At 38.4% G+C, this 26,972-nt stretch carries 29 protein-coding genes; 13 read left to right on the top strand and 16 right to left on the bottom strand.

The window, feature by feature from the left end:
* The first annotated feature begins 21 nt into the window (after positions 1-21).
* Positions 22-2,166: a copper-translocating P-type ATPase gene (locus tag TE34_RS08190; protein ID WP_047984334.1), complete on the top strand. Its 2,145-nt coding sequence runs from the start codon at positions 22-24 to the stop codon at positions 2,164-2,166.
* A gap of 112 nt (positions 2,167-2,278) precedes the next feature.
* Here the strand turns inward: TE34_RS08190 and TE34_RS08185 are convergent, their stop codons facing one another.
* The 10 genes from TE34_RS08185 to TE34_RS08135 all read right to left on the bottom strand — a co-directional run bounded on the left by TE34_RS08185 (position 2,279) and on the right by TE34_RS08135 (position 9,140).
* The gene (locus TE34_RS08185) at positions 2,279-2,431 is read right to left on the bottom strand and encodes a hypothetical protein (RefSeq protein ID WP_157037601.1); all 153 of its coding nucleotides are present in this window, start codon (positions 2,429-2,431) and stop codon (positions 2,279-2,281) included.
* Between the two features lie 84 nt (positions 2,432-2,515).
* Positions 2,516-2,809: a hypothetical protein gene (locus tag TE34_RS08180; protein ID WP_047984332.1), complete on the bottom strand. Its 294-nt coding sequence runs from the start codon at positions 2,807-2,809 to the stop codon at positions 2,516-2,518.
* A gap of 60 nt (positions 2,810-2,869) precedes the next feature.
* Positions 2,870-3,331, bottom strand: coding sequence for a putative iron-sulfur cluster-binding metallochaperone (locus TE34_RS08175; protein WP_047984331.1), 462 nt, complete (start codon positions 3,329-3,331; stop codon positions 2,870-2,872).
* A 103-nt stretch (positions 3,332-3,434) separates the two neighbouring features.
* The gene (locus TE34_RS08170; protein WP_047984330.1) at positions 3,435-3,683 is read right to left on the bottom strand and encodes a hypothetical protein; all 249 of its coding nucleotides are present in this window, start codon (positions 3,681-3,683) and stop codon (positions 3,435-3,437) included.
* A gap of 54 nt (positions 3,684-3,737) precedes the next feature.
* Positions 3,738-4,328: a hypothetical protein gene (locus TE34_RS08165; RefSeq protein WP_047984329.1), complete on the bottom strand. Its 591-nt coding sequence runs from the start codon at positions 4,326-4,328 to the stop codon at positions 3,738-3,740.
* 448 nt (positions 4,329-4,776) lie between these two features.
* Positions 4,777-5,160, bottom strand: a complete 384-nt coding sequence (locus TE34_RS08155) for a bactofilin family protein (protein WP_084710660.1) — start codon at positions 5,158-5,160, stop codon at positions 4,777-4,779.
* A gap of 25 nt (positions 5,161-5,185) precedes the next feature.
* A complete protein-coding gene (locus TE34_RS08150; RefSeq protein WP_047984326.1) occupies positions 5,186-6,106 on the bottom strand; it encodes a M23 family metallopeptidase in 921 nt (306 codons plus the stop codon).
* Between the two features lie 35 nt (positions 6,107-6,141).
* Complete coding sequence (locus tag TE34_RS20220; protein ID WP_053075007.1) at positions 6,142-7,380, bottom strand: polysaccharide deacetylase family protein; 1,239 nt, start codon at positions 7,378-7,380, stop codon at positions 6,142-6,144.
* 43 nt (positions 7,381-7,423) lie between these two features.
* A complete protein-coding gene (locus TE34_RS08140; protein WP_047984325.1) occupies positions 7,424-8,176 on the bottom strand; it encodes a hypothetical protein in 753 nt (250 codons plus the stop codon).
* 178 nt (positions 8,177-8,354) lie between these two features.
* Positions 8,355-9,140 (bottom strand): DUF2935 domain-containing protein, encoded by a 786-nt coding sequence (locus tag TE34_RS08135; RefSeq protein WP_047984324.1) that lies wholly within the window; start codon positions 9,138-9,140, stop codon positions 8,355-8,357.
* 186 nt (positions 9,141-9,326) lie between these two features.
* Here TE34_RS08135 and TE34_RS08130 point away from each other — a divergent pair, with 186 nt between their 5' ends.
* From TE34_RS08130 to TE34_RS08120, 3 genes are all read left to right on the top strand, one after another.
* The gene (locus TE34_RS08130) at positions 9,327-9,539 is read left to right on the top strand and encodes a hypothetical protein (RefSeq protein WP_047984323.1); all 213 of its coding nucleotides are present in this window, start codon (positions 9,327-9,329) and stop codon (positions 9,537-9,539) included.
* 75 nt (positions 9,540-9,614) lie between these two features.
* A complete protein-coding gene (locus TE34_RS08125; protein ID WP_047984322.1) occupies positions 9,615-10,553 on the top strand; it encodes a Na/Pi symporter in 939 nt (312 codons plus the stop codon).
* 62 nt (positions 10,554-10,615) lie between these two features.
* On the top strand, positions 10,616-11,455 hold the full coding sequence (locus TE34_RS08120; RefSeq protein WP_047984321.1) for a Na/Pi symporter: 840 nt from the start codon (positions 10,616-10,618) through the stop codon (positions 11,453-11,455).
* Between the two features lie 32 nt (positions 11,456-11,487).
* Here TE34_RS08120 and TE34_RS08115 read toward each other — a convergent pair whose 3' ends face one another.
* Entirely contained in the window at positions 11,488-11,700 is a 213-nt protein-coding gene (locus tag TE34_RS08115) for a hypothetical protein (RefSeq protein ID WP_047984320.1), read from the bottom strand.
* A gap of 217 nt (positions 11,701-11,917) precedes the next feature.
* Positions 11,918-12,391, bottom strand: coding sequence for a PAS domain-containing protein (locus TE34_RS08110; RefSeq protein WP_047984319.1), 474 nt, complete (start codon positions 12,389-12,391; stop codon positions 11,918-11,920).
* Positions 12,392-12,677: 286 nt separating this feature from the next.
* On the opposite strand from TE34_RS08110, the gene rlmH reads away from it, so the two are divergent.
* The 4 genes from rlmH (at position 12,678) to TE34_RS08085 (ending at position 16,732) form a co-directional block, all read left to right on the top strand.
* Entirely contained in the window at positions 12,678-13,157 is a 480-nt protein-coding gene (gene rlmH / locus TE34_RS08100) for a 23S rRNA (pseudouridine(1915)-N(3))-methyltransferase RlmH (RefSeq protein ID WP_047984317.1), read from the top strand.
* A gap of 223 nt (positions 13,158-13,380) precedes the next feature.
* On the top strand, positions 13,381-14,049 hold the full coding sequence (locus TE34_RS08095) for a DUF559 domain-containing protein (protein WP_047984316.1): 669 nt from the start codon (positions 13,381-13,383) through the stop codon (positions 14,047-14,049).
* Between the two features lie 20 nt (positions 14,050-14,069).
* A complete protein-coding gene (locus TE34_RS08090; protein WP_047984315.1) occupies positions 14,070-15,056 on the top strand; it encodes a virulence RhuM family protein in 987 nt (328 codons plus the stop codon).
* A 587-nt stretch (positions 15,057-15,643) separates the two neighbouring features.
* On the top strand, positions 15,644-16,732 hold the full coding sequence (locus TE34_RS08085; protein ID WP_047984314.1) for a serine hydrolase domain-containing protein: 1,089 nt from the start codon (positions 15,644-15,646) through the stop codon (positions 16,730-16,732).
* 414 nt (positions 16,733-17,146) lie between these two features.
* On the opposite strand, the gene TE34_RS08080 is transcribed toward TE34_RS08085, so the two are convergent.
* Positions 17,147-18,310 (bottom strand): M20 family metallopeptidase, encoded by a 1,164-nt coding sequence (locus TE34_RS08080; protein ID WP_047984313.1) that lies wholly within the window; start codon positions 18,308-18,310, stop codon positions 17,147-17,149.
* 46 nt (positions 18,311-18,356) lie between these two features.
* A complete protein-coding gene (locus tag TE34_RS08075) occupies positions 18,357-19,790 on the bottom strand; it encodes a YfcC family protein (RefSeq protein ID WP_157037600.1) in 1,434 nt (477 codons plus the stop codon).
* A 453-nt stretch (positions 19,791-20,243) separates the two neighbouring features.
* Here TE34_RS08075 and TE34_RS08070 point away from each other — a divergent pair, with 453 nt between their 5' ends.
* From TE34_RS08070 to TE34_RS08060, 3 genes are read left to right on the top strand one after another with little or no spacing between them, the layout of a single operon-like run.
* Positions 20,244-21,536 carry a DEAD/DEAH box helicase gene (locus TE34_RS08070; protein ID WP_047984311.1) on the top strand — a complete coding sequence of 431 codons (1,293 nt, stop codon included), beginning with the start codon at positions 20,244-20,246 and terminating at the stop codon, positions 21,534-21,536.
* A gap of 46 nt (positions 21,537-21,582) precedes the next feature.
* Positions 21,583-22,194, top strand: coding sequence for a hypothetical protein (locus TE34_RS08065; protein ID WP_047984310.1), 612 nt, complete (start codon positions 21,583-21,585; stop codon positions 22,192-22,194).
* Between the two features lie 33 nt (positions 22,195-22,227).
* A complete protein-coding gene (locus TE34_RS08060; RefSeq protein WP_047984309.1) occupies positions 22,228-22,602 on the top strand; it encodes a nucleotide excision repair endonuclease in 375 nt (124 codons plus the stop codon).
* Between the two features lie 78 nt (positions 22,603-22,680).
* Here the strand turns inward: TE34_RS08060 and TE34_RS08055 are convergent, their stop codons facing one another.
* A complete protein-coding gene (locus tag TE34_RS08055) occupies positions 22,681-23,232 on the bottom strand; it encodes an MFS transporter (RefSeq protein ID WP_047984308.1) in 552 nt (183 codons plus the stop codon).
* Complete coding sequence (locus tag TE34_RS08050; protein ID WP_047984307.1) at positions 23,229-24,659, bottom strand: FAD-binding oxidoreductase; 1,431 nt, start codon at positions 24,657-24,659, stop codon at positions 23,229-23,231. Before TE34_RS08050 ends, TE34_RS08055 begins: the two co-directional genes overlap by 4 nt.
* A gap of 272 nt (positions 24,660-24,931) precedes the next feature.
* On the opposite strand from TE34_RS08050, the gene TE34_RS08045 reads away from it, so the two are divergent.
* Entirely contained in the window at positions 24,932-25,456 is a 525-nt protein-coding gene (locus tag TE34_RS08045; protein WP_047984306.1) for a sigma-70 family RNA polymerase sigma factor, read from the top strand.
* Positions 25,449-26,756 (top strand): DUF4179 domain-containing protein, encoded by a 1,308-nt coding sequence (locus TE34_RS08040; RefSeq protein WP_047984305.1) that lies wholly within the window; start codon positions 25,449-25,451, stop codon positions 26,754-26,756. Before TE34_RS08045 ends, TE34_RS08040 begins: the two co-directional genes overlap by 8 nt.
* The last annotated feature ends 216 nt before the right edge of the window (positions 26,757-26,972 follow it).

The following is a 26,972-nucleotide window of genomic DNA, read 5'->3' as shown; positions in this document are numbered from 1 at the left end:
AGAAGAAAAGGAGTGAAACAGATGGGACACGAACATGAAAATCATAATCACCACAAACATAATGGACACAATCACAATTCCGAACACATAGAAAAGGAATCTCCTCAACATGAACGTCATGAACATCACGCCAATCACGACCACCATCAGCATAACCACGCACACCACGAACAGGAACATTCTAACGAAAATCCTAGCAATCATGGGAGTGGAGGACATGGCGGCCATCATGAACATATGGTAGAAGAATTTAAAAAACGTTTTTGGATTTCACTCGGTTTATCCATCCCGATTCTATACTTATCACCAATGATTCAAATGTTACTTGGTTATGAGGTGAGCTTTCCTGGTGATACCTTGTTACTTTTCTTACTTTCCACTATTGTATTTTTCTATGGAGGGAAACCATTCCTACTAGGTGCGTGGGATGAGTTAAAAGGCAAATCACCTGGAATGATGCTGTTGATTTCATTAGCTATCGTAGCGGCTTATGTTTACAGCACATTAACCGCATTCTTTATCGAGGGCAGTGACTTCTTCTTTGAACTAGCAACGCTTATTGTCATTATGCTACTAGGACATTGGATTGAAATGAAATCCCTGATGGGAGCTTCCAAAGCGTTGGAGGAATTAATCAAATTAATGCCAAAGGATGCCCACAAGATCGATGAAGCTGGCAATATTATAGAAGTTACCGTGGAGGACTTACAACCCGGAGACCGAATTTTGGTAAAGTCCGGTGAAAAGATACCGATTGATGGTGAAATATACGAAGGGGAATCTACGGTAGACGAGTCTATGCTCACTGGTGAATCCGTACCGGTTGAAAAAGGCCCTGGAATGGAAGCGATTGGTGGCGCAGTGAATGGAGACGGTGTGTTAAAAATCGAAGTAAGTAAAACGGGTAATGATACGTACCTTTCTCAGGTTATCCAATTAGTAAGTGATGCCGAAAAGACCAAGTCAAAAGCACAAGGATTTGCGGATATCGCAGCTAAATGGCTATTCTATGTTGCTGTAGTAGTTGGAATCATTACACTTATTGTTTGGGGGTCTACAGGTGATATAGACTTTGCGCTTGAACGCATGGTAACGGTATTAATCATTGCTTGTCCACATGCATTAGGTTTAGCCACACCATTAGTAACATCGAGATCAACTGCCATTGCAGCTAATAACGGTTTACTCATTCGTAATCGTATTGCATTTGAAAGTGCATTTCGTGTTGACAGTATCGTATTTGATAAAACAGGTACGCTGACGGAAGGGAATTTTGGCGTAACCGATATTTATCCAACGCCAGAATCAGATAAAGACGAATTATTAAAATTAGCTTATTCGGTTGAAACGCAATCCGATCATCCGATAGCGAAGGGCATTGTAAAAGAAGGTAAGGATAACGGGATCCAGCCTTATGACGTCAAGGACTATCGTAATTTAACTGGAAAGGGATTAGTTGCAACGATAGATGATGCAGAGGTTACTGTGATTAGTCCAGGTGCGATGCGAGCAAAAGGTATTTCCTTTGATGAGAAAACCTATGAAAAGTTAGCAGAGCAGGGTAAAACGGTTGTTTTCGTTTTAAAAGACAATGTCTTACAAGGAATGATTGCATTAGCAGATATCATTCGCGAATCCTCCTATCAAGTAATTAAGGAATTAACGGACCGTGGAATTGAAACCGTCATGATTACTGGGGATAACAGTCGGGTAGCGAACTATGTAGGAGAAAAACTTGGACTAACGAAGGTCATTGCAGAAGTTCTCCCTCATGAGAAATCCGATCATGTAAAACAGCTCAAACAAAATGGTAATAAAGTTGCCATGATTGGCGATGGAATCAATGATGCACCTGCGCTTGCAGAAGCGGACTTAGGCATTGCGATTGGTGCTGGTACGGATGTTGCTATAGAAACGGCTGATGTCGTATTGGTAAACAGCAACCCGGTAGACGTATTAAATATTATCAAATTGTCAAAAGCGAGTCGCCGAAAAATGGTACAAAACCTTGCATGGGCAGCTGGTTATAATATAGTGGCTATTCCACTCGCTGCTGGTTTACTTTATAACATTGGTTTTGTCATCACACCTGCAGTAGGAGCAGCGGTGATGTCACTAAGCACTATCATTTGTGCAATCAACGCGCAATTATTGAAGATTGATTAGTGCATGAAAAACCAAATTAGTTGAAGAAAGTGCATAGAAAAAGGAATGACTCTTCGTCATTCCTTTTCATCTCTGATTCTTTTTATAATCCCTTATGCTAGAAACATCAATCCTACCTGAATTTCTCTACATCTGCTACATATAAATCAATAAAACCACAACTCGAACAAACATAAGGAGCTATATTACTCATCGTTGTTGCGTTAGGCTGTACATCAGCTTTGTATACTCTAATTGGATCACTATCTAATTTAGATTCAATCATAACTGACTCACATTTAGAACAAATTTTATCCAATATTACACCTCTAAGTATGAATTTCGCATATCATTTTCATCATGTGTCGTTTTACTTCTTCAATAACAAACCAAATAATCCTACAATTATAAAACTAAGCGATATCGCAATCATAGGACCAACTCCAGAGAATAAGAAAAAGACAATAAAAACAAAAATACTCGTTACAATAATTGGACGAACACTAAAAGTATCTGTTTTATCTTTCCAAATTTGGCCAAATATACTAACTGCAATAACTGATAGTAAGCCAGAAATCATTGCCTCATTTAATTCCCTAAAATATTGATTTTGTATTAAAACAACTATTGTAAGTAGAATACCAACACTAATGTATTTATACATTACTTTCCCCCTTCCCCTGAGCTTGTTATATTAAAGCCCCCGCTTGTTCAGCAATTGGCTTTACGATAAACTTTTTATATACTTCGTGACATTCCCCATACAACAACTTCCTTGTGGGTTGTTGACCTCACATCCACAACGGTCTGCTTGAACATTTTCTTTAATATGTTCAAGTGGGTTAGGAGAGAGTTCTTGTTTTATATATTTCTCAATCTTCTCTTTTGTCCAATCAAAGCAATAACAAATTGGGGTAGTAACTGAATCATCTTTTTGATGTACAGATACTTTAAGATCTGATATCAGGTACGTTTTATTAGTGCTCTCAAAATATACTGCATCACACTCTTTAGTTGTACAAAAATAATGACTTTCATCTGGACTTATTGCTTCTAATGCCAATGGTCGAAGTAATGATTTCAATGTAATGATTTTTACCTTCTTACCTTTTGTGTTGCAAGAAGGACACAAACCTGAACCGCTTTTTACGAAAACCTGCTCTTCTGGAGTGCAACAATCGGACATATATTTCACCACCCTATTCATTTATCTATACAAGAAATTCTTCTATTTCATTTCAACTCTTATGCCCCGTTAACGGAAAAGCTCAATCCAATAGCACATCTTTCTATTTAAAATAAAAAGTTAGACCAAATACAATTCCATAGAACAGTGCCATCAGCAATGCATACCACTCATAACTCAGATTAAACAGTATGTTCCCACCGAATAAAGGTGTAGTAAAAGCAACGTAAAGTGGATATTGTAAAGGAGCTATTACATCTACAAAACTATTATCATACATCGCGTATTCCAGCTTTGTGATGATGAATACAAGAATACCTGATATTACTCCTGCTAAAGAAAAGACCACCAATTTCTTACTACCTTTCCTCCTTTCTTGGAAGTAACGAATCGGATCCTACAAATCCTAATCCTCCCAATAAAAAATGGCGTCCATCAATTTATACTGATTAGGATTCCGATAGATTGTTGGAATCTTCGTTTGGAAAGGTAGAGGTTGATTCAGTTCTCCAGATTCTAATAGTCTATAATCGAACTCGTTTAGTGCTAGTTTTAGTTGTTCTGCAAACCTCTGAAACTTCGGATCAAAGAGAAGTCTATTCGGACCATCAAGTAATGTGCCAAATGCCCCACCAACTACCTCGTCTGTTTCCATATTAGTTTTTTTATATCGCTCATCTTCACCCATTATTGCTACTGGTGCTAAGCGACTAATGTCTATAATAAATCCATTTGTTTTCGCCTCTCGAAGGCCGTTCTTCTCTTCAACGATTGTCATATCTTCCTTTCGATAGCAAAAGAATTCAACAAAAGAAGCGTATCCACTTCCAAAATGGTCCCATTCTGCTTCACATACGACATTAGGAATTCGGTTAATTCGGTAAAATAAGCGTCGAATATGTGCTTCAATTTCTTGTTCGTTTTTTGTATTGTAAGGATACGCATTGCCAAGAATTTCCCCTTCAATTAAGGCTTGTAATTGGTCATTAGAAAACATCCATGTAACACCTCTATCTTCAAAGCTCGGTTACCTCACAATACATCAGGCAAACATGTAAGTCGAGCTTCAATTATTAACGTTCTTTAATTTCCCTTTTTTGATTGCTCTTCTGCCTGAAACAACTCCCACAATAAACAAAAGTATACCCAGTAGTTTAATAAAAATATTAACCATAAGCTCATCATTAACGGTAGTACTTATCAATGTACTACCAAGAAGAATAAAGATAAGACTGATAGTAATTTTTATATATTTCACTAGGCAACACTACTTTCTTCATAGTTTTTGGTTTTTTGAAGTGCGTAATATTCAAAACATTTAATAATATTTTACCATAAAAAGATTACATTCCATTATTTTCCTTTCAACATAATAACATTCACACATAAAAAAAGCAGCACCGACTAAGTCAATGCTGCCTTGTAGCTCTATTTATGTAGAAAATCTAATCCGCAACCTTCTCCGCTTTCTTCTTCTTACCCTTTTCATCCGTATCCAAAATTACACTGTTCCCATTAAAAATGCCGCCATCATCAATGATGATCCCACGTGACGTTGCGCTACCAGTTAGTTTGCCTTTTGATTCAATCTGAATCTTTTCGGTAGTCTCGATATCCCCATTAACCTCACCGGCGATTACCACATTCTTCGCTTTAATCTTTGGCTCGACATAGGCATCTTTCCCAATGTAAACATCCCCGCTACATTCAATCTCGCCGATGATGCGGCCGTCGACGCGTAGGCTAGTCGGTAACGTGATTTTTCCTTCGATTACGGTTTCTGTTCCAATTATTGTTTGGATAACTTTTTCGTCCTTTTTCTTACTCATCATTTGTAGCTTCCTTTCTAGTGCGCTATTCTATGTCAAATTCGCCGTACATATTAAAGTACATTTTTGGATCAATGGGATCGCCATGTTTGATTACTTCATAATGTAAATGTGGACCGGTGCTTCTACCTGTACTACCAATGGTGCCAATGATGTCTCCTTTTTGCACCACATCTCCAACTTCCACATCAATACGCATGAGATGTCCATACATCGTTTGATACGTTCCGGAGTGTTTAATCTTAATCGCATTGCCATAGCTGCCATAGTACTTGGCTAACGTGACGAATCCGTCTGCTGTAGCATAGACCGGTGTTCCGTAATACCCGCGAATGTCTACGCCGCTATGGAAGGCGGAGGATTTTCGTAATGGGTCATTTCGTATGCCATAGTCTGAAGTAATCGTATTTGGCGTTGTTGGCCATGCAGTTGGTGTCGTTGCTAATTCAGCACTAACCTCATCGACGATCGACAGTGTTTCTTTGTATCGTTCTACTAGCTCAGCGGATGGGACTAAGGATTTTCCATCGGCAGATACTTCCATGCCTGTCCCAGCCGATAACACATGTAACCCACCACTACCACTTGGTTCTACCATCGTTGGTAATTCATCTATGTAATGTCGCATTTGTTCTTCTAGTTCGGTTAATTCCTCAAGCCTTGCTCTTGTTTCACCGGTTTTTTCCTCTAGTACAGCAACCGTCGCTTCCAACTGTTCGCTTTTCGCTGTCTCCAGGTCCAGATAGGCAGAAAGCTCTTCAATCTCTGCTTGCTGCTGAACATTAGCACTGACATAGTAAAACAGTGTAGCAAGTGGAATGACCGGAAGCGCAAAAATCGTATACAAGACATACTTATTTAATCGAAATCGCTTCACGACCTGACTGGCATCATTCGAGACGACCGTGAAGGATAATGTACTACTTTTCTTTTGTTTCTTTTTCAACCATCCAATCTCCTCTCATTCGCTTCATTCCTCGATTACTGTAACGAGACCAGTTGTAAATCCAGTCCTTGTAGATACGAGATAATCTCAGGCAGTGCATCGACCGTTGCTTTCGTCTCATGAAGTAGAATAATAGAGCCAGATGCTTCTGTTGATTTAATATGTTGAATAATTTTATCCGTATTCCGCGATTCCCAATCTTTCGGATCGTTATTCCAAAGAACCATTTTATGCGCTAACTCGGTAGAAATCTGCTTCGTATTATCATTAAATTGCCCATAAGGCGGTCGGAATAGTGTGACCTTCTCCCCAATCAAGTCCTCAATTAGCCGACTAGACTGATAGATCTCATTCTTCTGCGTTGCAACCGGACTAGTGGCAAAATTGATATGACTCATCGAATGCGTTCCGATTGAATATCCGCTATCATTAATATACGCCACTTGCTCTGGGTATTTATTCAGATTAATACCAACAAGGAAGAACGTTCCACCGACACCATAATCCTTCAGAATATCCACAATCTCAGCCGAATACTGCGATGGGCCATCGTCAAACGTGAGGGCAACCATCCCTTCAGGAATACCGTGTGTCATGCCATCTTCTAGTTCGAAAAATGGAATCTCTGGGATATCCTCAATTCTTATATTCTCTTCTAGTAAATTGGTTTCTGGTTTTGCTGCTAGATTCTCTTTCACAGGCTCTTGCTTTTCCACCTTCACGGCATGATTCGTAGATGCCCCTTCTGGTTGTGCCTGTGCATTGGTATAAATGGAATGGCCGGTATATGTACAAATAATAGCGATAACCGTAATTAATGCGGTAGCAAGTGGCCATGTAAATCTTCTACTTCTTGAAATATGTATTTCTTCTTGCTTCTCGATATCCTTCTCTACCTCTACTTCAATCGCTTCAACCGAAGGCGATACGAGATGACGAGAGATAAAAGGAAGCTGATCGAGTTCTTCAAAGGTGTTCACCTGCTTTAAGGCAAGCAATTCTTGGCAAAACGCATCGGAACAAGTGAACTCCTTGCGCAAACTTTGATCACGATGCGTTTGCGTAAGACTCCACTTGTTTTGATGCATCCGGAGGGAAAGTCGATATAAGTATCCTTTTGAAAAATCAGTGATTGCTTGTAGATTCTGAGCTGTTTCTGGGTCAACTTTCCAGTAAAATTCTTCTTGCTCCTCGAGTTGAATGTTGAGATGCAAGTAAAAATCATGTTCATACTCCTGGATATCTAACAATTGCAGTAATCGTAGCTGATACATACAGAATTTCTCCTCCTTCCCCCAAAGGATTTCTACAAATCTATTACTCTTGTTCTGATGAATTATTCGATGAATTTAATTTTGATGTGAAGGAGAACGACATACGCTCTGTGAATTCATTAATCGTTTGCATTAATTCATTCTTTTCCTCCAGAATTTGTTTGTTCTGTGTTGCGTATTTCTTGTTTTCAATTTCCATGCTGCGAATTCTTTCTTCTAGCTCGTTCACCTTACGCATCTGTTCATACTTGCTATTCGTAAATTCTTCATTTAATTTGTCGTACTTGTCTTGTGCCGTTTCTAGTTGGTTTGAAATATTTTCATATTCGTTGTTGGAGTTTTGTTGGAACTCTTTATAATCTTCCAGTAATTGATCGTAGCTCATTTGCTTGTTCGTCAGGCTGTTTTCTAGAGTTTGGATTTCTTTGTTTTTCTCGGAAATAAGCTCGTCCCGTTTTTCAAGGTCTTGTTTGTAGCGACTAATTGATTCATTCGCTTCTAATAGACGTTTCGCTAGATCACTTTGCTTAATGCGAACTAACTGACGGTCTTTTAATAGATTTTCCACGGCAACGATAAGATCAAGGGATACTTTGTCTTGATTTTCTTTGGAAAATACATTTTTATTCGCGGATTCCACTTGTGGAAGGATTTCCTCCGGAGCAGTTTCTTCTTCTACTTGTGCTGCAGCAATTTCTTTTTCGACAATAATCGATTCCCATGATTCGGTTTCTTCCTCGTGAGCACGTCCTGCTTTAAACCAGCCTAGGCCCTTTTTTTCCGTTTCTTTAGACATATTATCTCCCTCTCCATTTCGGTTCGTAATTTATCCATATAATCTATAATTTATAGCATTTTATACAATTGTCTATATTTATTGTAAATCTATGTCGAAGAAAGTCAATAGTCTAGTAGATTTGGGTTAGGGGGAAAGCCCCCCTATTTGGTCTAGTTTCAGTCGCATGTAAGCTTTTCTAGGTAGGATCACAATCTGGTGGAGTGGTGTTCGTAGATTCGGCAAGCTTCCTTAAGTAGTAGCATTCCTCCCGATACATATGGTCTGCCATGAGCGCGGAGAAGGTGCTTAAGACAGTATCGGAAAGCTCCATTTCCTCCACCTCGTGCAGAAAGGTGCGGAATAGGTTCATTTCTATCTCAACATCATTGTTAAAGCGTTTCAGGGCAGGGAAGGTGGTAATATTTGCTCGTAAGTATCCAGTGAGCTCGATCGCCTTGATGTAAAATTGTTCAAAGTGCTTTGCGAACTCGTGGCTTTTTTCCTTTAAACGCTTTTCCACGCCATCTAATTCATCGTTAATCGCTCCCGCATGGCCAGATGCATCGGCCAGCCAAAGGAGGTGGTGATGTAATTCATGAAAAATTGGTGCAGCTTTTCCTTCCTTTAAATAACTAATGACTAAAATATATTCCTCTAACTCATTCACCATATGGTTAATAAACGTTGGAGATAGGTGAATTCCAATGTCACCGGTTAAATGCCGCTTGATAATCGAAAGCTTCATTTCTTTTAACTGCTCAGCAGCCGTTTCTGCCTGTTTCGTAAAGGCAATGACATTATGGTTGGAAAGGTTATTGGTCTCCTCCAACAACGATTCGAACGTATTCATAAACGCTTTTGCTTTGGCGATATCTTTTTCCTCAGCTGGGTATAAGGAATCATGGATAAAACGTGCATGATCAGCCAGTACCCGTAGCCAAAATTGGTGCTCAAAGGTAGCACTTGTTAGATAATCCTTCAATTTGACTCACCCCTTTTTCTTCGTCATATTAATGTATTCCTATTCTGGAGCTAATATTAATCAAAAATGAAAGAGGGACTGACCCCTTTAAAGATAGATTATCGTACATTTTCTATTTCGACTGGTATTTGTCCAATAGATTCGGTCTATCTTCACATATGGTAATGGTATAAGGGGGGTGAGAAAATGCTAGAGGTATTATTTCTTCCGATTATAGCGGCTCTATTCTTTCTACAGATGTCCTTTTTTAGAAGATTAATGGCAAGACAGGTCGATCAGACGCTACAAACTCTAGTAACAGACTATGAGCCAATACGAACTCGTGAGAAGGTTGTCGCTGTTCCTAGTCAAGTGCAACCTGTTGCAGTCCAGCAACCGATCAATCAACTAAAAGAATAGTGCCCATGAGCATGACCCATGCCCGGCCCCAAAACGTTAACCCACTCCCAATCCAACTAGAAAGAAGGTGAAAACTTGTATCAAATCCTGCTGTTTATCCTGACACTTGGTGTATTTCTATTTGGGATGTACCTCGTACGAACCGGTCTATTTAATCTTTCCGCTGATAGACTAAAGCAGTTGCTAATGAAACTAACAGACTCCCCGTGGAAAGGCCTCCTTCTTGGAACGGTCGTCACGGCTATCTTGCAAAGTAGCTCCGCGGTTTCCATTATTGTCATTGGTCTGGTGGCTGGAAGGATGCTCACCTTCTCCCAATCCATCGGTATTATCCTCGGTGCAAATATCGGAACAACCGTCACAGCAGAAATCATTGCCTTAGACATTGACGCGATGATCCTACCAATGGCCGCCATCGGTGCGATTATGTTTCTCATCAATCGGGACAAAATTCGTAACTCCGGAATGGCCATCCTAGGCTTATCCGCTGTCTTCGGGGCAATGTGGGCGTTCCAAGAGCTTGCAGCGCCACTGAAGGAATTGGCCATCATCGATGATATATTCTACGTCCTAGATGGCAATCTATTCTATGCTGTCATTGCCGGTGCCATCCTGACCGCTGTTATTCAGTCTAGTTCCGCAACAACTGGTATTACGATGGGATTCATTGCAGCGGGTGTCTTACAACTAGATACCGCTGTAGCCATCGTACTAGGAGCAAATATCGGAACCTGTGTGGATGCTTGGTTAGCTTCGATTGGTGGAGGAAGAGAGGCAAAGCTTACCGCTTGGTCACATATATGGCTCAACGTTATCGGAGTGGTCTTATTCTTCCCATTCATTGGCTTACTTGCCGAGCTTGGAACACATCTAGCCAACAGCCCAGCAGTACAAGTTGCCCATATTAGTGTCGTCTTCAATGTGCTTAGCTCACTCATTGCCCTTCCATTTGTCCATAAATTTTCTAAATTCATTAAGATGGTCCACGACCGAAAACCTGTAGATGACACTTAAATCAAACCAACCATCTCCTATGGATAAAGGAGATGGTTTTTTTAATCGAAAGGAGGAAGCGTATGATTATCGTTATAGGAGTTATTCTACTGCTTGGTGGATTGCTTTATGGAATGTATCTTACCCGAACAGCTTTGTCAAAATTAGCTTCCAATGCATCTAATATCCCACTCATCGCCAAATCTACCTTACTAGCATTTCTAATAGGTATTGTCTTAGCCATAACCGTCCAGCATAGCCTCGTAGCCATCGTCATTCTCGTAGCATGGGTAACCGCAAGTTCCCCTTCCTTTCAGCAATCAATTGCCATAGTGCTCGGAATCAACCTCGGTGCTAGTATCGATATCCTTCCTGTGGATTATGAGCTATACGTAGCTCCCATGGCTATCACAGGTGCGTTACTTTATTATGTTAGAAAAGGTAATATCCGCAGCTTAGGTTATTTACTGATGGGGATTGCGACTATGCTCGGGGCGCTATGGGGGTTAGAAAAAATCGGGTATATCTTTTTCCAGATGATTGATGTGAATGAGATGGTGCCTGTTATTAAGTCTAGTCAGTTGTATACCTTGTTAGCGGGAGTGGTCACTCACTTGTTTGGGAATGTGGAGGGGCTACTATTAAACGGGGAAGTTGCTTGTCTATTAGGAGGAAATGTCGGCCTAGCTTTGTTCGCATTAATCGCTTTGGTTGGTTCTAGTAAAGTAGCGTATGATGTGGTGCGAGTCTATGTAGGTGTCAATATAGTCGGTGTGCTGCTTTGTTATCCGTTTATCGAGTTCTTGGAAGCGAGTATTCCAGGAGATTACGTGAACCTCGTATTTAATAGTACGATCTCGATTCTAGCTTTTCCTATTATCTATCTACTAAGTATGCTTAAGGAAATAAAGAAAGGGCTGTGAGTTCGTCTCACAGCCCTATTAAAGATGCTTACTTACACATCAAATTCAATCATGTCAATTCGGTCACAAATCGCAATAAATGTGTGATGGTCATCGTTCGTAAAGTACACCAGACCTCTTAAGCGATCATATTTTACGAAGGTGTCTACAGTTGATATGTCTTCTCCGTTCATCATTAATTCCTTAACTCTCGTACCAGATGGCGTTTGTTCTAGCACTTTGCAGATAGGATTGGTTGTAAACATGGATTACCCTCCTTTTACTAGATTTACTACACTATATGAAAACTAGTGGTGTACGTGTAGTTGGTTGATGGAATTAGTAGAAAATGTGCGATTGATTGATAGATTTAGTAGATAAATGGCTAGTGCGGCTTGGGGTTGGAGGCCAATATAAAAACACATTGGAAGGGGGCGATCCAATGTGTTTTCCAGCAACTTCTCAGAATGAGAAAGAAATATATTATTTAGGCTTTACTGCTATAAATTCATCAATTGTTTCCGGTGTATGTTTCCCGTCTTTATCTTTGAAAATATCGATATTAACGGTCACATCCATACAGCCTAGGTATTTCCCATTTTCATCGCGTACGGCCATGAACTTTTGGTAGATTTGGCCAGCGTCTGCGCCTGAGCGTTTCGGGAACCAAAATTCCCATTCGTCACGTGCGCCTGAACGGAAATCATTCAACAACTTTTCAACATGGTGAGCCATTCTTGGATGAAGCTCTAGCACATGGCGACCAATCGCTGATGTACGGCGACCATGAACGCGGTCTGGATTATTGGAATACCAGCGGAAAATATCGTCCGCATCGCAGAAACCCATTTCAAATGGTAATAGATTAATGATGGCATCTAGCGTGCTTGCTTTAATGGCACCCGTTTCAAAATTGATCACTGCTTCTGGACTAATTAATTCGGACAGTTTGTTCATATCTATCAATCTCCTTTATGAGAATAGAAAATAAAATATATGTGAGATAAGTATCGCCTATATCTAGGTGATTGGTTATCTTATTTTCATGGTAGCGCACTGTGATGTACTTCACAGTGATTTGAATCACTTAAATGCCCCATATCTAAATGTTCAAGAATATCTCACAGAATGGTTACATTTTGTTCACATGGATTTAGGTATTTTTAAAAAGGAAGCTCACGTGTTAAATTACGGCTGGTTTGATACACTAATAAAAGAAGAATGAAAAAGGACGGTACGAGTCATGAAAATAACGATTATATCGGTAGGGAAATTGAAAGAAAAGTATTTGAAGCAAGCGATCGATGAGTATTTGAAGCGGCTAACGTCATATGCCAAGGTGGATATTGTCGAGGTAGCGGATGAGAAGGCTCCGGAAAATATGAGCGAAGCGGAAATGGTTGAGGTGAAGCGGAAGGAAGGCGAGCGGATTCTTTCCCATATCGGACAGGATACGTATGTCATCACGCTTGAAATCGGTGGAAAGATGATAAGTTCCGAGCAGCTAGCAGCTAAAATGGATGAGCTAGCGACGTATGGGAAGAGTAAGCTTGCGTTTGTGATTGGTGGATCGCTGGGGATTAGTGAAGAAGTTCAGAAGCGGAGTGATTATGCGTTGTCTTTTTCGAAGATGACGTTTCCTCATCAGTTGATGCGGCTTGTTTTGTTGGAGCAGGTTTATCGGGGGTTTCGGATAATAAGGAATGAACCTTATCATAAATAGTGGTAAAGCAGATAGTAGAAGTTGAAGTATGCAATACTGTGTTAGAGCAAATTAAATAATAAGTTAACAGCCCCTAAGGATTTTATAACAAGTCTGAAGGGGTTTTATATTTGTTTTAGAAATAGTTATTAACACGGGAATGAATGTTCTGTTTTTGTTCAGGGATTCAGTGATATTATGATATAATTATACATAGTAGAAAGTCGAAAAGGAAGGTAGAGCAATGTTAAATAATATTAAAACCTTGATCTATCAACCAGAGGGCAGGAATACATCAGTAGAAGTTAAAATAGCAGATGGAACAGTTTGGATGACACAGAAAGCAGTAGCAGCACTTTACCAAACCACTCCGCAAAATATAACAATTCATTTGAAAAATATTAGTAGAATTTTAGATTTACTTCAAGATACTAGGTATTACATAGTTCAAAATAAGGAAGGAACTAGGAAAGTAAAAAGGAAAATTTTACATTATAATTTAGATATTATTTTTAATATCGCTACAAGAGGCCAATATTTTGAGGAATTTAATAATCTTATTAAATTCGCACAAATAAATGGTGTGAAAAAAGAGTTCTTAATATTTGTACCAATTAAAGAACGCAGATTTGGAGAAATACTAAATAATTCTTTAGAAGGAATTGTTGATATTTATTATCAATATAAAGTGGACAATTACATGGTTGATTTTTATATACCACAATTAGAATTAGTAATTGAATATGATGAAAAACATCACAAAAAACAAATAAAGGTCGATAAAATACGCCAAGAATACATTGAGGAATTGTTAGGAGTTCAATTTATTAGGGTTAATGAGGGGAAGGAATTACAAGGACTAAATCAGGTTATTAAGTTACTTTTAAAAATGAACGTTAGGATGTCAAAGTGAATTTCTTGGAGGTGTTGGAGATGAATAATAAAACAGATATCTTAATCTATCAAACTGAGGACGGAAACACAAAAATAGATGTTAGATTGGAGAATGAGACAGTTTGGATGACGCAAAAGGCGATAGCAGAAATGTATCAATCGACTAAGCAGAATATCAGCCTTCATATTAAAAATATTATTGATGAAGAGGAATTAGATGAGGATTCAGTTGTCAAGTTTTACTTGACAACTGCAAAAGATGGAAAAGGTTATAAGACAAAACACTACAATCTCGAAATGATCATAGCAATCGGATACCGAGTTCGTTCCCATCGAGGCACACAGTTCCGTCAATGGGCAACAGAACGCTTAAATGAATACCTTGTCAAAGGTTTTACGATGGATGATGATCGTTTGAAAGACATGCGTAATTTTGGACAAGACTATTTTGATGAATTACTTGAAAGAATCCGTGATATTCGTGCTTCAGAAAAAAGGTTCTATCAAAAGATTACAGACATTTATGCTACATCGATTGATTATGATTCAAATGCAGAAATTACACAGGAATTTTTCTCAACGGTTCAAAATAAACTTCATTTTGCAATCCATGGTCAGACGGCTGCTGAACTCATAGTAGAAAGAGCAAATGCAGGGAGAGAAAACATGGGACTCACTTCATGGAAAGGTGATAAAGTACGCAAGCGAGATGTTACGGTTGCTAAAAATTACTTATCTGAAAAGGAGTTAAAGTCGCTTAATCGAATTGTTACAATGTATTTAGATTATGCAGAGGATCAGGCTGAAAGGCAACGTCCAATGTATATGAAGGATTGGATTGATAAACTAAATGCATTTCTGCAATTCAATGATCGTGAAATTCTAGAAAATGCCGGAAAGGTCTCAAATGCCGTTGCGGATAAGATAGCAGTACAAGAATACGAAAAGTATAATCAAAACCGGATTCAACAAAATACAAATGATGACTTTGAAAAATTTATCGAGAATCAGAATTTAAAGAAGTGAAACAGTAGCGATCAATTCACGCTATCTGGAAAAAGTTCCTCACTCTTGAAACTTTGAAACTACTTATTAAAAAAATATTGACATGGAGTTAACTCCATCTTTTAAAGTGTAAGTAATAAAAGATGGGGGTGTCGGAAATGATTCAAAAGGAAGAACAAATAAAAGAAATAAAACAAGTACTGCTAAGAGCAGATAATAAAATTGAGTATCTGCTGAATAAGAATAAGCGGATGAATATTCAATAATTAATTTTTGGGGGATATCTTTTATATTACATCTAAGATATTTCACAATGAGCCATATCATAAATAGAGAACCTAATGGTAAAATTAGTTTGTTCCATTCAAACTGTACGTAGTAGCTAAAACTACTAAGTACCACATCTTAAGTTGTTATATCAAATAAGAAGTAATCGCAAAACCTTGTCACGGGGGCGGTTACTTCTATTGATTTAGAATGACGACGACAATCTGAAGTGAAAAAGGAACTAAACTATGTCAGTTTTTGGAATATTTTGTATTTACACCACCCCTAGTAAGCAATATAATTAAAGGAATTAAGAGCCAATATAGATTGGGGGACGTTGAATGAAAAAGCTCTTTAAAATCACATTGATTAGCTTGATATCTATTTTACTAATTGCAATGGTACTACTTTTATTAATAGGAAGAGACAATCATAATGACCTCAGTGGAACCCTACCAGAACAGTTAGACCAATATCTCATAGAGGAAGGTTTTCAGGGAGTTGTTTTAATTTCACAAGATAATGAGGAAGTATTCAAAAAAGGCTATGGACTGGCAGGAGCAGATATTCCGAACACCCCAAGTACCCACTTTCAAATCGCATCTTTAACAAAGACCTTTACCGCTATTGCAATTATGCAGTTAGTGGAGGAGCAATTGTTATCCATAGATGAACCAATCCGTACATATTTCCCGGAATACCCCAATGCAGACAAAATTACCGTTGGCCATCTACTTAGTCATAGTTCCGGAATCCCAGATTATCTTAGTCCTGATTTTAATTTTGACTTTAGTAAAGAATGGAATCCAGAGGACATTGTAAAAGTTACTCAAGATGCGGAGTTGTTATTTACCCCAGGAGAGAGTTTTCAATATAGTAATACTGGTTACGTAATGTTAGGGATGATTATTGAAAAAGTTAGCGGATTAACCTATGAAGATTATATGGAAGAGCATATCTTTAAACCAAGTGGAATGGCGAATTCCATGTTCTCTTTAAAAGAAGGAATCCCGGCAGCAATTGGGCATGTTAATGGTGAAGAAGGACCGTTTATAGATAATTCAGCGGCATTTGCTGCAGGAAACATTATCTCAACAGCTGAGGATCTAGCCCTTTTTTATCAGGCTATCAGAGATCACGTGCTTATTTCTGCTGAATCAGATGAGTTGATGGGAACTACTCATTTTAAGAAGTTTCCATATGAATATGGTTATGGATGGGAAACTCAGAATGTAATGGGATATGAAGCCGTAGGACATTCTGGTGGATACCCGAGCGGATTCCGTCACTATGTCACTCTTTTACGAGATAAGGGGATTACGGTCATTGTATTAAGTAATGAAGCGACCAATAAATCAAAATCCATGAATCGGAATCTTACTTCGATTGTGTTGCAGGAACCAATTTGGATTTGGGAAGAGAAATATTAAAATACTACTTTTAAAGCATATCTTACTTATATTTTCTTAATAAATTACCTATAAAAAGGAAAGAGATAGCGTTTTTTTGCTATCCCTTTGGATTTCGATTATTTAGAAAAACCGACTCTTATATCATTACCTGTGAAGACTACTTTTGTTTTTAAGCCGTCATAAGAGAATGTCTTTCCTCTATGATTTAGAGAATATTAATAAGGCTTTTGAGGATTCAAAAAAGAAGTTTGAGTCTATTGAATATGAATTAATAATTATATTACACTCCCATCTTAGTTAAGTGGAATGAGTTGTATACATGTCCCTCTTAGCAAAAATCGAGTCTACCAACTAGAAATTACCTAAAGTCCTAGGTGGTAGACCAATCTTTTCCAGCGCCATGGTTCTGTCGTTTCACGCTGAGGTTTTACGTTATAAACGAGACAAATTCAAAACAGAAATTGCTAAAAGCTTACACCGTTCAAACAACGAATCTACCACTGCATATTCATGTGGTGTATGATTTCCTTCTCCTACTGGCCCTAAAGAACAAACAGTAGGTACACCAGCTAATGTAGCATATGCAGAATCCGAGCTTCCTTGACTAACAACTGCATTCGGTACATCCATATCTAGCTCCTGTGCAGTTGCCTTAATTACTTCAAATAGCCTTTTATTCCTTTCTGTCACTTCCATTGGGTCAAAACCACCCATATACGTTAAGGTCGTTTCCGTACCTTCAATAAATGTTTTAGCACTAATCGCTTCTAATGTATCATACATCATTTTCTGTTGGGCTGCTGTTTGACAGCGTGTTCCGATTGTAGCTTTGGCATAATCAGGACAAGTATTTGCTGCTGTACCACCTTCAACTAATGTAACATTAAAGGTATATCCTTCATCATGGTTCGAAGCTGCATCAATTTCAATCATCTTTTTCGATAATTCTATAATCGCATTCCGTCCACTTATCCAGTCGATACCCGTATGACTCGCTACCCCGCTCACTTCTAACTCATAGACAGATCCACCGGCTCTTCCGATAGATAGATTATTTTCTAAGCTTCCAGTCTCCGTATTAAACGCACATAATCCATTTTTTGATTCCTCAAGTAACATAGCTTTAACATCAGAGTTCATATGGGCATCCTCTTCATCCCCTACAATGATTACCTTCAATGGATAATCAAACTTGCCCGCTCTCAATGCTTTTATTGCATACAAGATGGAGACGACGCCACCTTTCATATCCAGGATTCCCGGTCCATATGCTTTCCCATCCTTGATATGAAAAGGATGATCATGTAAGAATCCTTTTGGAAATACGGTATCAACATGGCCAATAAAAAGAATTGGTTTAGCCTGTTCTACATCTCCAAATTCAGCAACGACAGCATTTCCTGCCTTTTCATAGGTGATAATTTTCGTACGGAAACCCTCTTCTTTTAAAATTTCAGCTACTTTATCTACTAATGTATCAATTCCATCTTTATGATCTTTTGCACTTTCCACATTTACTAGTTGTTCCCATAGAGCCAACATCTCATCTCTACTATGATTAATATAGTCCATCACCTTTTGTTTCATATCTTCCATTCCTCTCCTCAACTAAACTCTATCTATTTTTCTATTCTCTGGCTCTTTAAAACGGCCCATAATTAATCATAACAGCAACTGCTACAAATACGCCCCCAAGAACTAACCAGATGAGTAGTAACGGAAATACAAACTTTACCCATTTAACATACGATACTTTTGCAATTGCCAGACAAGCCATTAATGTTCCGGATAAAGGGGTAATAATATTCGTTACCGCATCCCCTAACTTAAATGTTATAAACACGGATTGTCTTGTCACTTCTAGCATATCGCCAATAGGAACCATAATCGGCATAACAATGGCAGCCTGTGCAGATCCAGAAGATACAATTCCATTGAATATTAAATTGAATACGTATAACATCACCATCGATACGACTGGTGTTAAGTCTTCCAATGCAGTAGATACTACGTACACGATCGAGTCGACCAGGTGTGCATCTTGTAATACGACAATAACCGCTCCAGCTACACCAACAACCAAGGCACCATACATCACCCTGCCGGCACCTTCCATAAATACTCTTACAAACTGATTTGGATTAATTCGTGCAACGAAAGCAACAAGCATAGCTAACATGAGAAAAATTGCAGAAAGTTCGTTAATGGACCATCCAAATTGTAAGGAACCATATAGAAACAGGCCTATCGCTGCGAAAAATAATAGGATGATTAATTTATGTGAATGGGTAAAAGGTGTAACATCTTCCATTTCCCTTTCATTATTCAGTTTGCTAGATTTGCTTAACAAATTAGTAGAAGAATCGTAGCTCATCTTCTTCGCGTATCTACTTATATAGATAATCGTAGTAGACACAAAGGCTACAAATATGATGACCCTAAAATAAACGCCAGAGAATATAGGAAGACCTGCAATCATTTGCCCCATAACTGTAACAACTGGATCAAAAACACCACCTGTAAATCCTGAATAGGCACCTAAGAACACCATTGCCACTCCGATAACCGGATCTAGCTTTAATTTTTGTGCTAGCAAGATACCAATTGGAACAAAGGCAACGGTAAGGTTAGGTGCAATCCCCATGGTAGAAATCACTGCAAAAATCGTACCAAAAGTAAAAATGAGTAGGTTTCGATTTCCTTTGGATTTTTGGAGAAGCGTATGAATTCCTGATTCAATTGCTCCAGTATGTTCGATAACTTTAATAACTCCACCAACGATAATGATGATAAAAATAATACTCGATGCACCAACTAATCCCTTTTGAATCGCACTAAATAAATCCATAATGGAAAGTGGATCTGTTGTTATATATTGAAAACTACCTGGAACAACTTGTGTAATTCCATCCATCTCTACTCTTTCATATGCACCTGATGGAAGGACATATGAAGCAACATACGCTAATACCAAGAAACTAAATAAAATTACATAGACGTCTGGTATGGCTAGCTTATTCCCTTTCTTCTTACTCTTACGCTCATCTCTCTCCTCAACTCGACTCAAAATAGACATCATGTCATCCTTTCTTTTTCATATTAAATTTTCTAAGCTAAAAGCTCACTCATGTTTCTATTTCCTCAACTCAGCTAGGAATAATTAGCCAATCACCCTCTCTGCTCACTTTCTTTAATAGTTCAAAAAAGTGTTAATGGTCTAATATTAACATGGTTCTCTGATTCACAACAAGATAAATAGGACATGGGCAGCGTCCTTAGCTAGGTTCACTGTCCCATTTAGGCTGCAAGTAATTTGGGAGAAGGTTCCTGTCCCCTTGTCACTATTTAAATGAAGTTGATGGACGGTTCTTGTGCTTCAAAATTGCTCGGGTGAGGCATGAGAATAACCCCCACACTCCATCTAAACTAATAATCCAATTCCCTCTGTAAATACTAACTAATATGCTATAGTTAACAAGCCTTAAGATTACAAACGGACATTAATATACGAAAAGAGACGTGATGACCCTTGCCTGACTTTTTACAACTTGGTATTCGAAAAGAGATTAACCATACATTACAGTCATTAGGAATAGTGACTCCAACTTCCATTCAAGAACGGACGATACCATCCGTATTGGAGGGGAAGGATGTTATTGCAAAAGCACAAACGGGTACAGGAAAGACATTGGCTTTTGTTCTTCCGATTCTGGAAAAGATTGATGTGCAAAAGTCAGATGTTCAAGCACTTATTTTAATCCCAACAAGAGAATTAGCGCAGCAAATTTCAAAAGAAATAAAGAGAATGGTTGAAAACGTAGAAGGCATCCATACGTTAGCTGTGTACGGTGGTCAGGATGTGGCGCATCAGTTGAAAAAGTTAAAAGGTGCCACGCATATCGTCGTTGCAACACCAGGGCGGTTATTAGATCATATTCGTCGTGAATCCATCAATCTTTCTACGGTTCAGATGCTTGTGTTGGATGAAGCGGACCAAATGTTACATATGGGCTTTCTTCCAGAGGTAGATGACATTATTCATGAAACACTTTCTTCGAGACAAACCATGCTGTTCTCCGCAACCATGCCTAACGAAATTCGCTCTTTAGCAAAGAAATATATGGTAGAGCCAGAATTCATTGAAGTGAAAGCAAAGACTGTAACGGTTGATGAGGTCAAACAAGTTGTTATAGAAACAACGGATAGAAGAAAGCAAGCTACTTTACTACATTTAATTGAAGAACATCGTCCGTTTTTAGCGATTATATTTTGTCGTACAAAAATTCGTGCTAAAAAGCTACACGATGCATTGATTGCAAGCGGCTATGAATCAGACGAATTGCATGGTGATTTAACACAGTCCAAACGCGAAAAAGCGATGAAACGATTTCGTGAGGCGAAAACGCAATTTTTAGTTGCAACTGATGTTGCTGCACGAGGCCTTGATGTAGAAGGGGTGACACATGTCTATAATTATGATATTCCACTAGACGCAGAAAGCTATGTTCACCGGATTGGACGAACTGGGCGTGCAGGTGGAGACGGGGTTGCCATTACGTTAGTGGCTCCTAAGGATATGGAATTCCTACGAATGATTGAAAAAGGGATTCATCAAAAATTTGACATACAAGTGATTGAAGGGGTAAGTATCCCCGATCGGGAGGACTATAATAGAGTAAGCCGTGAACAATTAAAAGGAGCAAGTACCTCTGAAGGTCGTAGAAGAGACGGCAGGAGTTCGGCAAAGCCTTCTTCAGGTAAGAAACCTACTAATCGTCGACCGAAAGGCAATTCAGGTACAGGTAGGAACCGTTCTCGCTAAAGAGTGTAACCTAGGGGGTCAGACCCCTATTCAGGAGGGATAACCAATGTTACATAAACGAATAAAACAATACGTTTCATCCGAATTGATGGGTGAAGGAAAACAAGTTGAACTATATCAAGAGGAAAAAGAGTTTATTAAGAAATATGAATTAATCTCAAATGACATTACATTAATCGAAAAAGAGCCTACGACACGTTTCCAGGATGCTTACATAGAAAGATGCGATAAAGAAACAGAAGAAATGCTCGCTGAAGAATCATTCGTTTTCTTAGAACAACCGATTGACTACCTTCAAAAACACAAGAATGAGTTTCTATATTTAGAATCGAATTGGTTGGAACTAATCGGCCTCGATGCGGTTTCGGTGGAAATGAGTGATGTATTTGGTACATATGACGTCATGGTAGGATTGCAGTTGCAGAAAAAGTTTGAGACATCTCTTAAAGAAAACTTAAGTAAAGAATTACATGGAGATGAAGCAAGATTTGAATTGATGTTCAACCAAAAGGATGGCATGTGGGACTTAAACTTTGCCTTGAATTATGTGCAAGGGTTTAATGAGGAGATGACATTAGAGGAAGCTTTTCGGTTAATTTATCGATTTATATTTAAACTGGTGGAGAGAATAGAAGAAGGAAGTAAGGACGTAAATTAACGGATTCTATACAAAGAAGGGACGTATGTAAACATGATAAAAATTAGCATACCTAATCCAGATATTACGATTACAGAACGGAAGCAAAATCTGAAGGAAAATGAACCACAAATCAAACCCATTTATGGATTTATTGATTTTCATCTTATACCAAGAGATAAAGGTGGCATCTTCTTATTTTTTAATATAAATGATGAGCTTCTTTTTGTTGGAAAGGCACGGAAACTACGCCAAAGAATCAAAAAACATTTTGAGGATACTGTTTCACCTATTAAAATGCACAGAGACGAAGTGTATAGAATTGATATATGTTTAGTCGAAGATCCAATGGAACGAGAGATTTATGAAACGTATATCATTAATGAGCTGAAGTCGAAATATAACGTTGATAAGGTGTTCTATAAATAAGTCTGTTGGAAATTAGAGGGACGGTTCTTGTGCTTCACAATTTGCTTGGGTGAAGCAAGGGAACCGTCCCTATACATATTATGAAATGGTTGGCTCGTCCTTATGCTTTTTTATAATAACAAAAGAAGCAATCATATAAACAAACGAAATCAAATAGAATAGGCTTGCAATGGTTAAGAAATCAATGAGATAACCGGTTAGTATGATTCCTATTCCGCTCCAAAGTGATAGATGTAGATGATAGTTTCCAATTCGTTTACCGGCAGTATCTTTATCATTACTCCGAGCCAAGAAGGCTTTTTCTGTATTTTTTTGAACTGCACCGAGAATTCCCATTACGATCTGTATCACATACACTTGCCATACCTCGAAAAGAAGCGGGATAATCAACATTACCGCAGCCATTCCAAGTGTATACATAAGAAGCATGTTTTTATCACCAAACCGATCACCTAATCGACCGATGAGTGGGTAGGTAAAAGCTGCTGTTAAGGTAAACAATCCATAAGCCCAACCAAACTGAGAATAACTATCCCCAATATTTCTAATCAATAATAGATAAAAAGGAAAGACAACACTACTTGCGGCAACGAGAATACTTTGGGCAACGAGAAACTTACGGAAATTCATTGGCTATACTCCTTGTAAAATAAATTCATAAATAGTTCATCTGGATCATACTTTTTCTTTTGCTCAAAAAACTCCTTGTTACGCGGGTAGGCCTCATCCATTTGAGCTTGTGTAGGATAAGAATAATAAGGCAAATAATAGGAGCCATCGTGTTCTAAAGTAACATCAATCATTTTCTGGATAATCTTTTCTGTTTTTTGAATGTCTTCTTTACTTTTTCCTTGGTTAATTAACAAGACAAGGGCAAACATATCCTCTTTCGCATAGGACAGTACTGCCTCTTCATCCTTATTTACATAACGCACAGTAATATTTAATAGATTCAGCTCTTCATTTTCAAGCACGATACGTAAATCATCGAGATAGCTAGTAAACTCATCGATTGGTACAAAGTATTCTTGTAAGATTTCTGTTTTTGACGGGTTGTCATACTCCATAAATTTACTGTCCCCACGCATGGCGTTGTTACGTGTAATATAGTTACCATCTTGGCCTACATATACCTTGCTTTGCAATTCCCAGAGTAGGTTCTTTCCCCAGTCACTGTAACGGGAAAGTCCGAGCATGAATTTTTGAGGGGCAGCAAGTGTATCTCTCTTTAATGTTGCATATTTGGCAAGCGTTTCTTGGTGATCTACTAATTCATAATCCGTGACATACATACCTTTTAACAAGGTATCCGGAGCTACTGATAATCTAGCAATATGCATCCGAATAGCTTCATTTTCTTTCACTTCTTGAACAAAATAATCCGGATAATCCTCGTAATCGATGGAACGGGAACGAATTTGATAGAGTTCATCATTAGTTAAATGCAACGTGACATCTAGAATAATGCCGAACAAACCATATCCTCCTATTACTAGTGGGAATAGTTCGCTATTTTCAGTTCGACTAACATTTTTGATATCGCCTTCTGGAGTAAGAAGACGGAAAGATTCAACCGTATCAATAAGCGATCCATAGCGAATATCTCTCCCATGTGCATTGATACTAATAGACCCACCGACCGTAAAAATATTCTGTGACTGCATGACCCGAATCGCTAGGTTATCCGGATTAATTTCCTTTTGGATATCGTCCCATGTAGCTCCACTTTGAACCGTAATGGTTTGCTCATCAGGGTTATAATCTAGTATTTTATTATAATTCTTCATATTGATCACGATACCATTCGGATAGTATGTATGCCCTCCCTGACTATGCTGCATTCCGGCGACAGAAATTTTCTCGTGGTTAGAAATGGATTCCTTCACCCAACGCTGCAATTCAGCCTCACTAGTAGCGCTGTGAACTTCTTTTATCTTCGTAGGTAGCAACTGACCGACATCCTCCATGAGTAGCGGCTTTTGATTATACAGCCAAAGAGAAGAGGCTAATGCTATTCCGTATAAAGTACTAATGAGTATTATATTTTTTTTCAACATAGATCTCCCCAAATTTATGGTAATTACTGCTAGTTTTAGTTAAGTATAGCTTTAAAAACCTAAGCTTACAATGATCTTCCTTGCCCAAGCATCTTGGTCAGGAGCTGATAAAAGTGGTTCAGGCTCAGACAAAACCTTTTTCATTCTCTATGCCCCCAATTCAGAATCTACTATAATGAATGATTATCATATGTAACAAAAAAACAATTCCATAAAACTTTTTCCTAAATTCACAGTCTAATAGATAGATACAGCAGTAAGGGGGTTACAGATTGAATGAAGATCTTTCATTAATAAAACAAGCCATACAAGGAGATGACACTGCTTTTTTGCATGTCATGAAGGTTTATAAAATGGATCTGTATAAGACAGCCATAGCGTATTTGAAGAATGAGCATGAAGCTGTGGAAGCAATCCAGGAAGTGACTTTTCGAGCGTATAAAAAGATTCATACGCTCCGCGAACCCTCTTTTATAAAAACATGGCTAATCCGAATTATGATCAACTATTGTAATGACCAATTGAAAAGGAATAAACAAATCCTAGTAAACGATGAACAGATTTATTCTCTTGGTACTACTGACAACCACACAGTAATGGAAATGCAGGATGCCATGGAACAGTTAGACAATACATCACGGGAAATTTTAACCTTAATGTATTTTCATGGTCTTAAGATTAAGGAAATCGCCGAGGTCATGGAACGACCAGAAGGAACAGTAAAGACGTGGTTGAACAAAGCATTAAATAAATTTCGTGATATTTTGGAGGAGAAAGGTGGGGAACTAGATGTTTGACAAGGAGGAAGAGAAGCTGAAGAAGTTTAGCCGGTCATTGGATAAAGTACCGATTTCAGCTGATGAATTGGATGCTGCGATTATGACAGGATTCTTGAAGGCGAAAGAGGGAAGAAGACGCAAACGTCGTAGCGTAAAATGGGGATTCAGTGTAGCACTTGTAGCTATCTTACTGTTGGTATTTGTTACATCCATCCGTGTTTCTCCGGCTTTTGCAGCATATGTTTCGAATATCCCTGGTATGGAAAAAATTGTTGAGATGATTTCCAATAATAAAGGGATGATGATGGCTATTGAAAATGACTATTACCAAGAAATTGGAGCATATGTAGAAAAGGATGGATTACGTATCACGATTGACGGCGCTATTGCTGATGAACAGGGCATTGTTCTGTTCTATTCATGGGATTCGGAAAAGAAATTAAATTTAGCTATAGAAAATGTAGAGTTAACCCATCGTTCCGGTGAGAGCTTTGATAAAAGTTTTTCATCTCACTATGGTACCTACTATGGTGATGATGAGATGACGAAACAGGGCATGATAGAATTCTACTCCCAGATACCCTATGATGGCAAAGATTTTTTACTAAATTTTGAAGCGTATGGGGAAGAATACAGCATCCCATTTTCACTGGACAAGACCGTCAAAACAAAGAAAGTTTATGAAGTGAATGAAACGGCTGAAATAGATGGCCAGAAAATACATGTGACAACGGTGGAAGTTTACCCAACAAGAGTTGCTGTTCATGTGGAAGTGGATCCGGATAATACAAAGCAACTATTTGAATTTGAAGACCTTAGACTGGTTGATGAAACAGGAGAAACATGGGGAGGAATTACGAATGGGTTTTCTGCTTCGGGAGGCCCATCTGATAAGGAAAAAATCATTTATTTGCAAAGTAATTATTTTCACGAACCGGAACAACTATTTCTTGTCTTTAACCAAATCCAGGCTATCGACAAAGATGAGGCCTATTTAGTTATCGACACTGAAAGGGAACAGATACTGAAGCAGCCAAAAGGCAATAAACTGAGGAATCTAAAGATAGAAAATGGTACGCTTTCCTTGAATGTACACGCAGATAATGAATTTAACGCGCATATTTTTGGAGAGACAAAAGATGCTGGTGGGAGAATTTTAGGGAGCAGTTCCTCTTTTACTACAACAGAGGAGGAGTTTATAAGCCGAATGGGTGTCACCTACGAGAAGAACTTAAATCAATATAATTCACCGATTACCATTGAGCTCACTTTTTATCCGGAATGGATTGAGGGAGAGGCGAAAATCCGGATAAAATAATTATATCCATTCTTTCCCTTGTGAGTGGCGGTGAGAATATGAGTTAATGAAGGTGTCGGACCGATAGACTCTTGCGAAAGGAGCTGATTAGGTTGAACACATTTACAGAGGTGATTTCCCAATAGTGGGAAGTCTTAGATGGGACCGTTTCTAACGGTCCCATTTCATTTATTATTGTATTTCAGAAAATTAACATCTTTCGGTAATTAAAGGAAT

It is taken from the genome of Ornithinibacillus californiensis, assembly GCF_001038485.1.
Classification (GTDB): domain Bacteria; phylum Bacillota; class Bacilli; order Bacillales; family Amphibacillaceae; genus Ornithinibacillus; species Ornithinibacillus californiensis.
Note: the sequence above shows the minus strand (reverse complement) of the source record. Positions and strands in the feature narration are given on the sequence as shown.

Bases quoted from the DNA above. Each gene is read 5' to 3' on its own strand.
- TE34_RS08140 (WP_047984325.1), bottom strand. From the start codon at position 8,176: ATGTCTAAAGAAACGGAAAAAAAGGGCCTAGGCTGGTTTAAAGCAGGA.
- TE34_RS08130 (WP_047984323.1), top strand. From the start codon at position 9,327: ATGCTAGAGGTATTATTTCTTCCGATTATAGCGGCTCTATTCTTTCTA.
- TE34_RS08040 (WP_047984305.1), top strand. From the start codon at position 25,449: ATGTTTGACAAGGAGGAAGAGAAGCTGAAGAAGTTTAGCCGGTCATTG.
- TE34_RS08120 (WP_047984321.1), top strand. From the start codon at position 10,616: ATGATTATCGTTATAGGAGTTATTCTACTGCTTGGTGGATTGCTTTAT.
- TE34_RS08180 (WP_047984332.1), bottom strand. From the start codon at position 2,809: ATGTATAAATACATTAGTGTTGGTATTCTACTTACAATAGTTGTTTTA.
- TE34_RS20220 (WP_053075007.1), bottom strand. From the start codon at position 7,380: ATGTATCAGCTACGATTACTGCAATTGTTAGATATCCAGGAGTATGAA.
- rlmH (WP_047984317.1), top strand. From the start codon at position 12,678: ATGAAAATAACGATTATATCGGTAGGGAAATTGAAAGAAAAGTATTTG.
- TE34_RS08090 (WP_047984315.1), top strand. From the start codon at position 14,070: ATGAATAATAAAACAGATATCTTAATCTATCAAACTGAGGACGGAAAC.
- TE34_RS08165 (WP_047984329.1), bottom strand. From the start codon at position 4,328: ATGTTTTCTAATGACCAATTACAAGCCTTAATTGAAGGGGAAATTCTT.
- TE34_RS08185 (WP_157037601.1), bottom strand. From the start codon at position 2,431: ATGATTGAATCTAAATTAGATAGTGATCCAATTAGAGTATACAAAGCT.
- TE34_RS08095 (WP_047984316.1), top strand. From the start codon at position 13,381: ATGTTAAATAATATTAAAACCTTGATCTATCAACCAGAGGGCAGGAAT.
- TE34_RS08075 (WP_157037600.1), bottom strand. From the start codon at position 19,790: ATGTCTATTTTGAGTCGAGTTGAGGAGAGAGATGAGCGTAAGAGTAAG.
- TE34_RS08115 (WP_047984320.1), bottom strand. From the start codon at position 11,700: ATGTTTACAACCAATCCTATCTGCAAAGTGCTAGAACAAACGCCATCT.
- TE34_RS08060 (WP_047984309.1), top strand. From the start codon at position 22,228: ATGATAAAAATTAGCATACCTAATCCAGATATTACGATTACAGAACGG.
- TE34_RS08110 (WP_047984319.1), bottom strand. From the start codon at position 12,391: ATGAACAAACTGTCCGAATTAATTAGTCCAGAAGCAGTGATCAATTTT.
- TE34_RS08050 (WP_047984307.1), bottom strand. From the start codon at position 24,659: ATGTTGAAAAAAAATATAATACTCATTAGTACTTTATACGGAATAGCA.
- TE34_RS08085 (WP_047984314.1), top strand. From the start codon at position 15,644: ATGAAAAAGCTCTTTAAAATCACATTGATTAGCTTGATATCTATTTTA.
- TE34_RS08175 (WP_047984331.1), bottom strand. From the start codon at position 3,331: ATGTCCGATTGTTGCACTCCAGAAGAGCAGGTTTTCGTAAAAAGCGGT.
- TE34_RS08190 (WP_047984334.1), top strand. From the start codon at position 22: ATGGGACACGAACATGAAAATCATAATCACCACAAACATAATGGACAC.
- TE34_RS08080 (WP_047984313.1), bottom strand. From the start codon at position 18,310: ATGGAAGATATGAAACAAAAGGTGATGGACTATATTAATCATAGTAGA.
- TE34_RS08155 (WP_084710660.1), bottom strand. From the start codon at position 5,160: ATGAGTAAGAAAAAGGACGAAAAAGTTATCCAAACAATAATTGGAACA.
- TE34_RS08065 (WP_047984310.1), top strand. From the start codon at position 21,583: ATGTTACATAAACGAATAAAACAATACGTTTCATCCGAATTGATGGGT.
- TE34_RS08055 (WP_047984308.1), bottom strand. From the start codon at position 23,232: ATGAATTTCCGTAAGTTTCTCGTTGCCCAAAGTATTCTCGTTGCCGCA.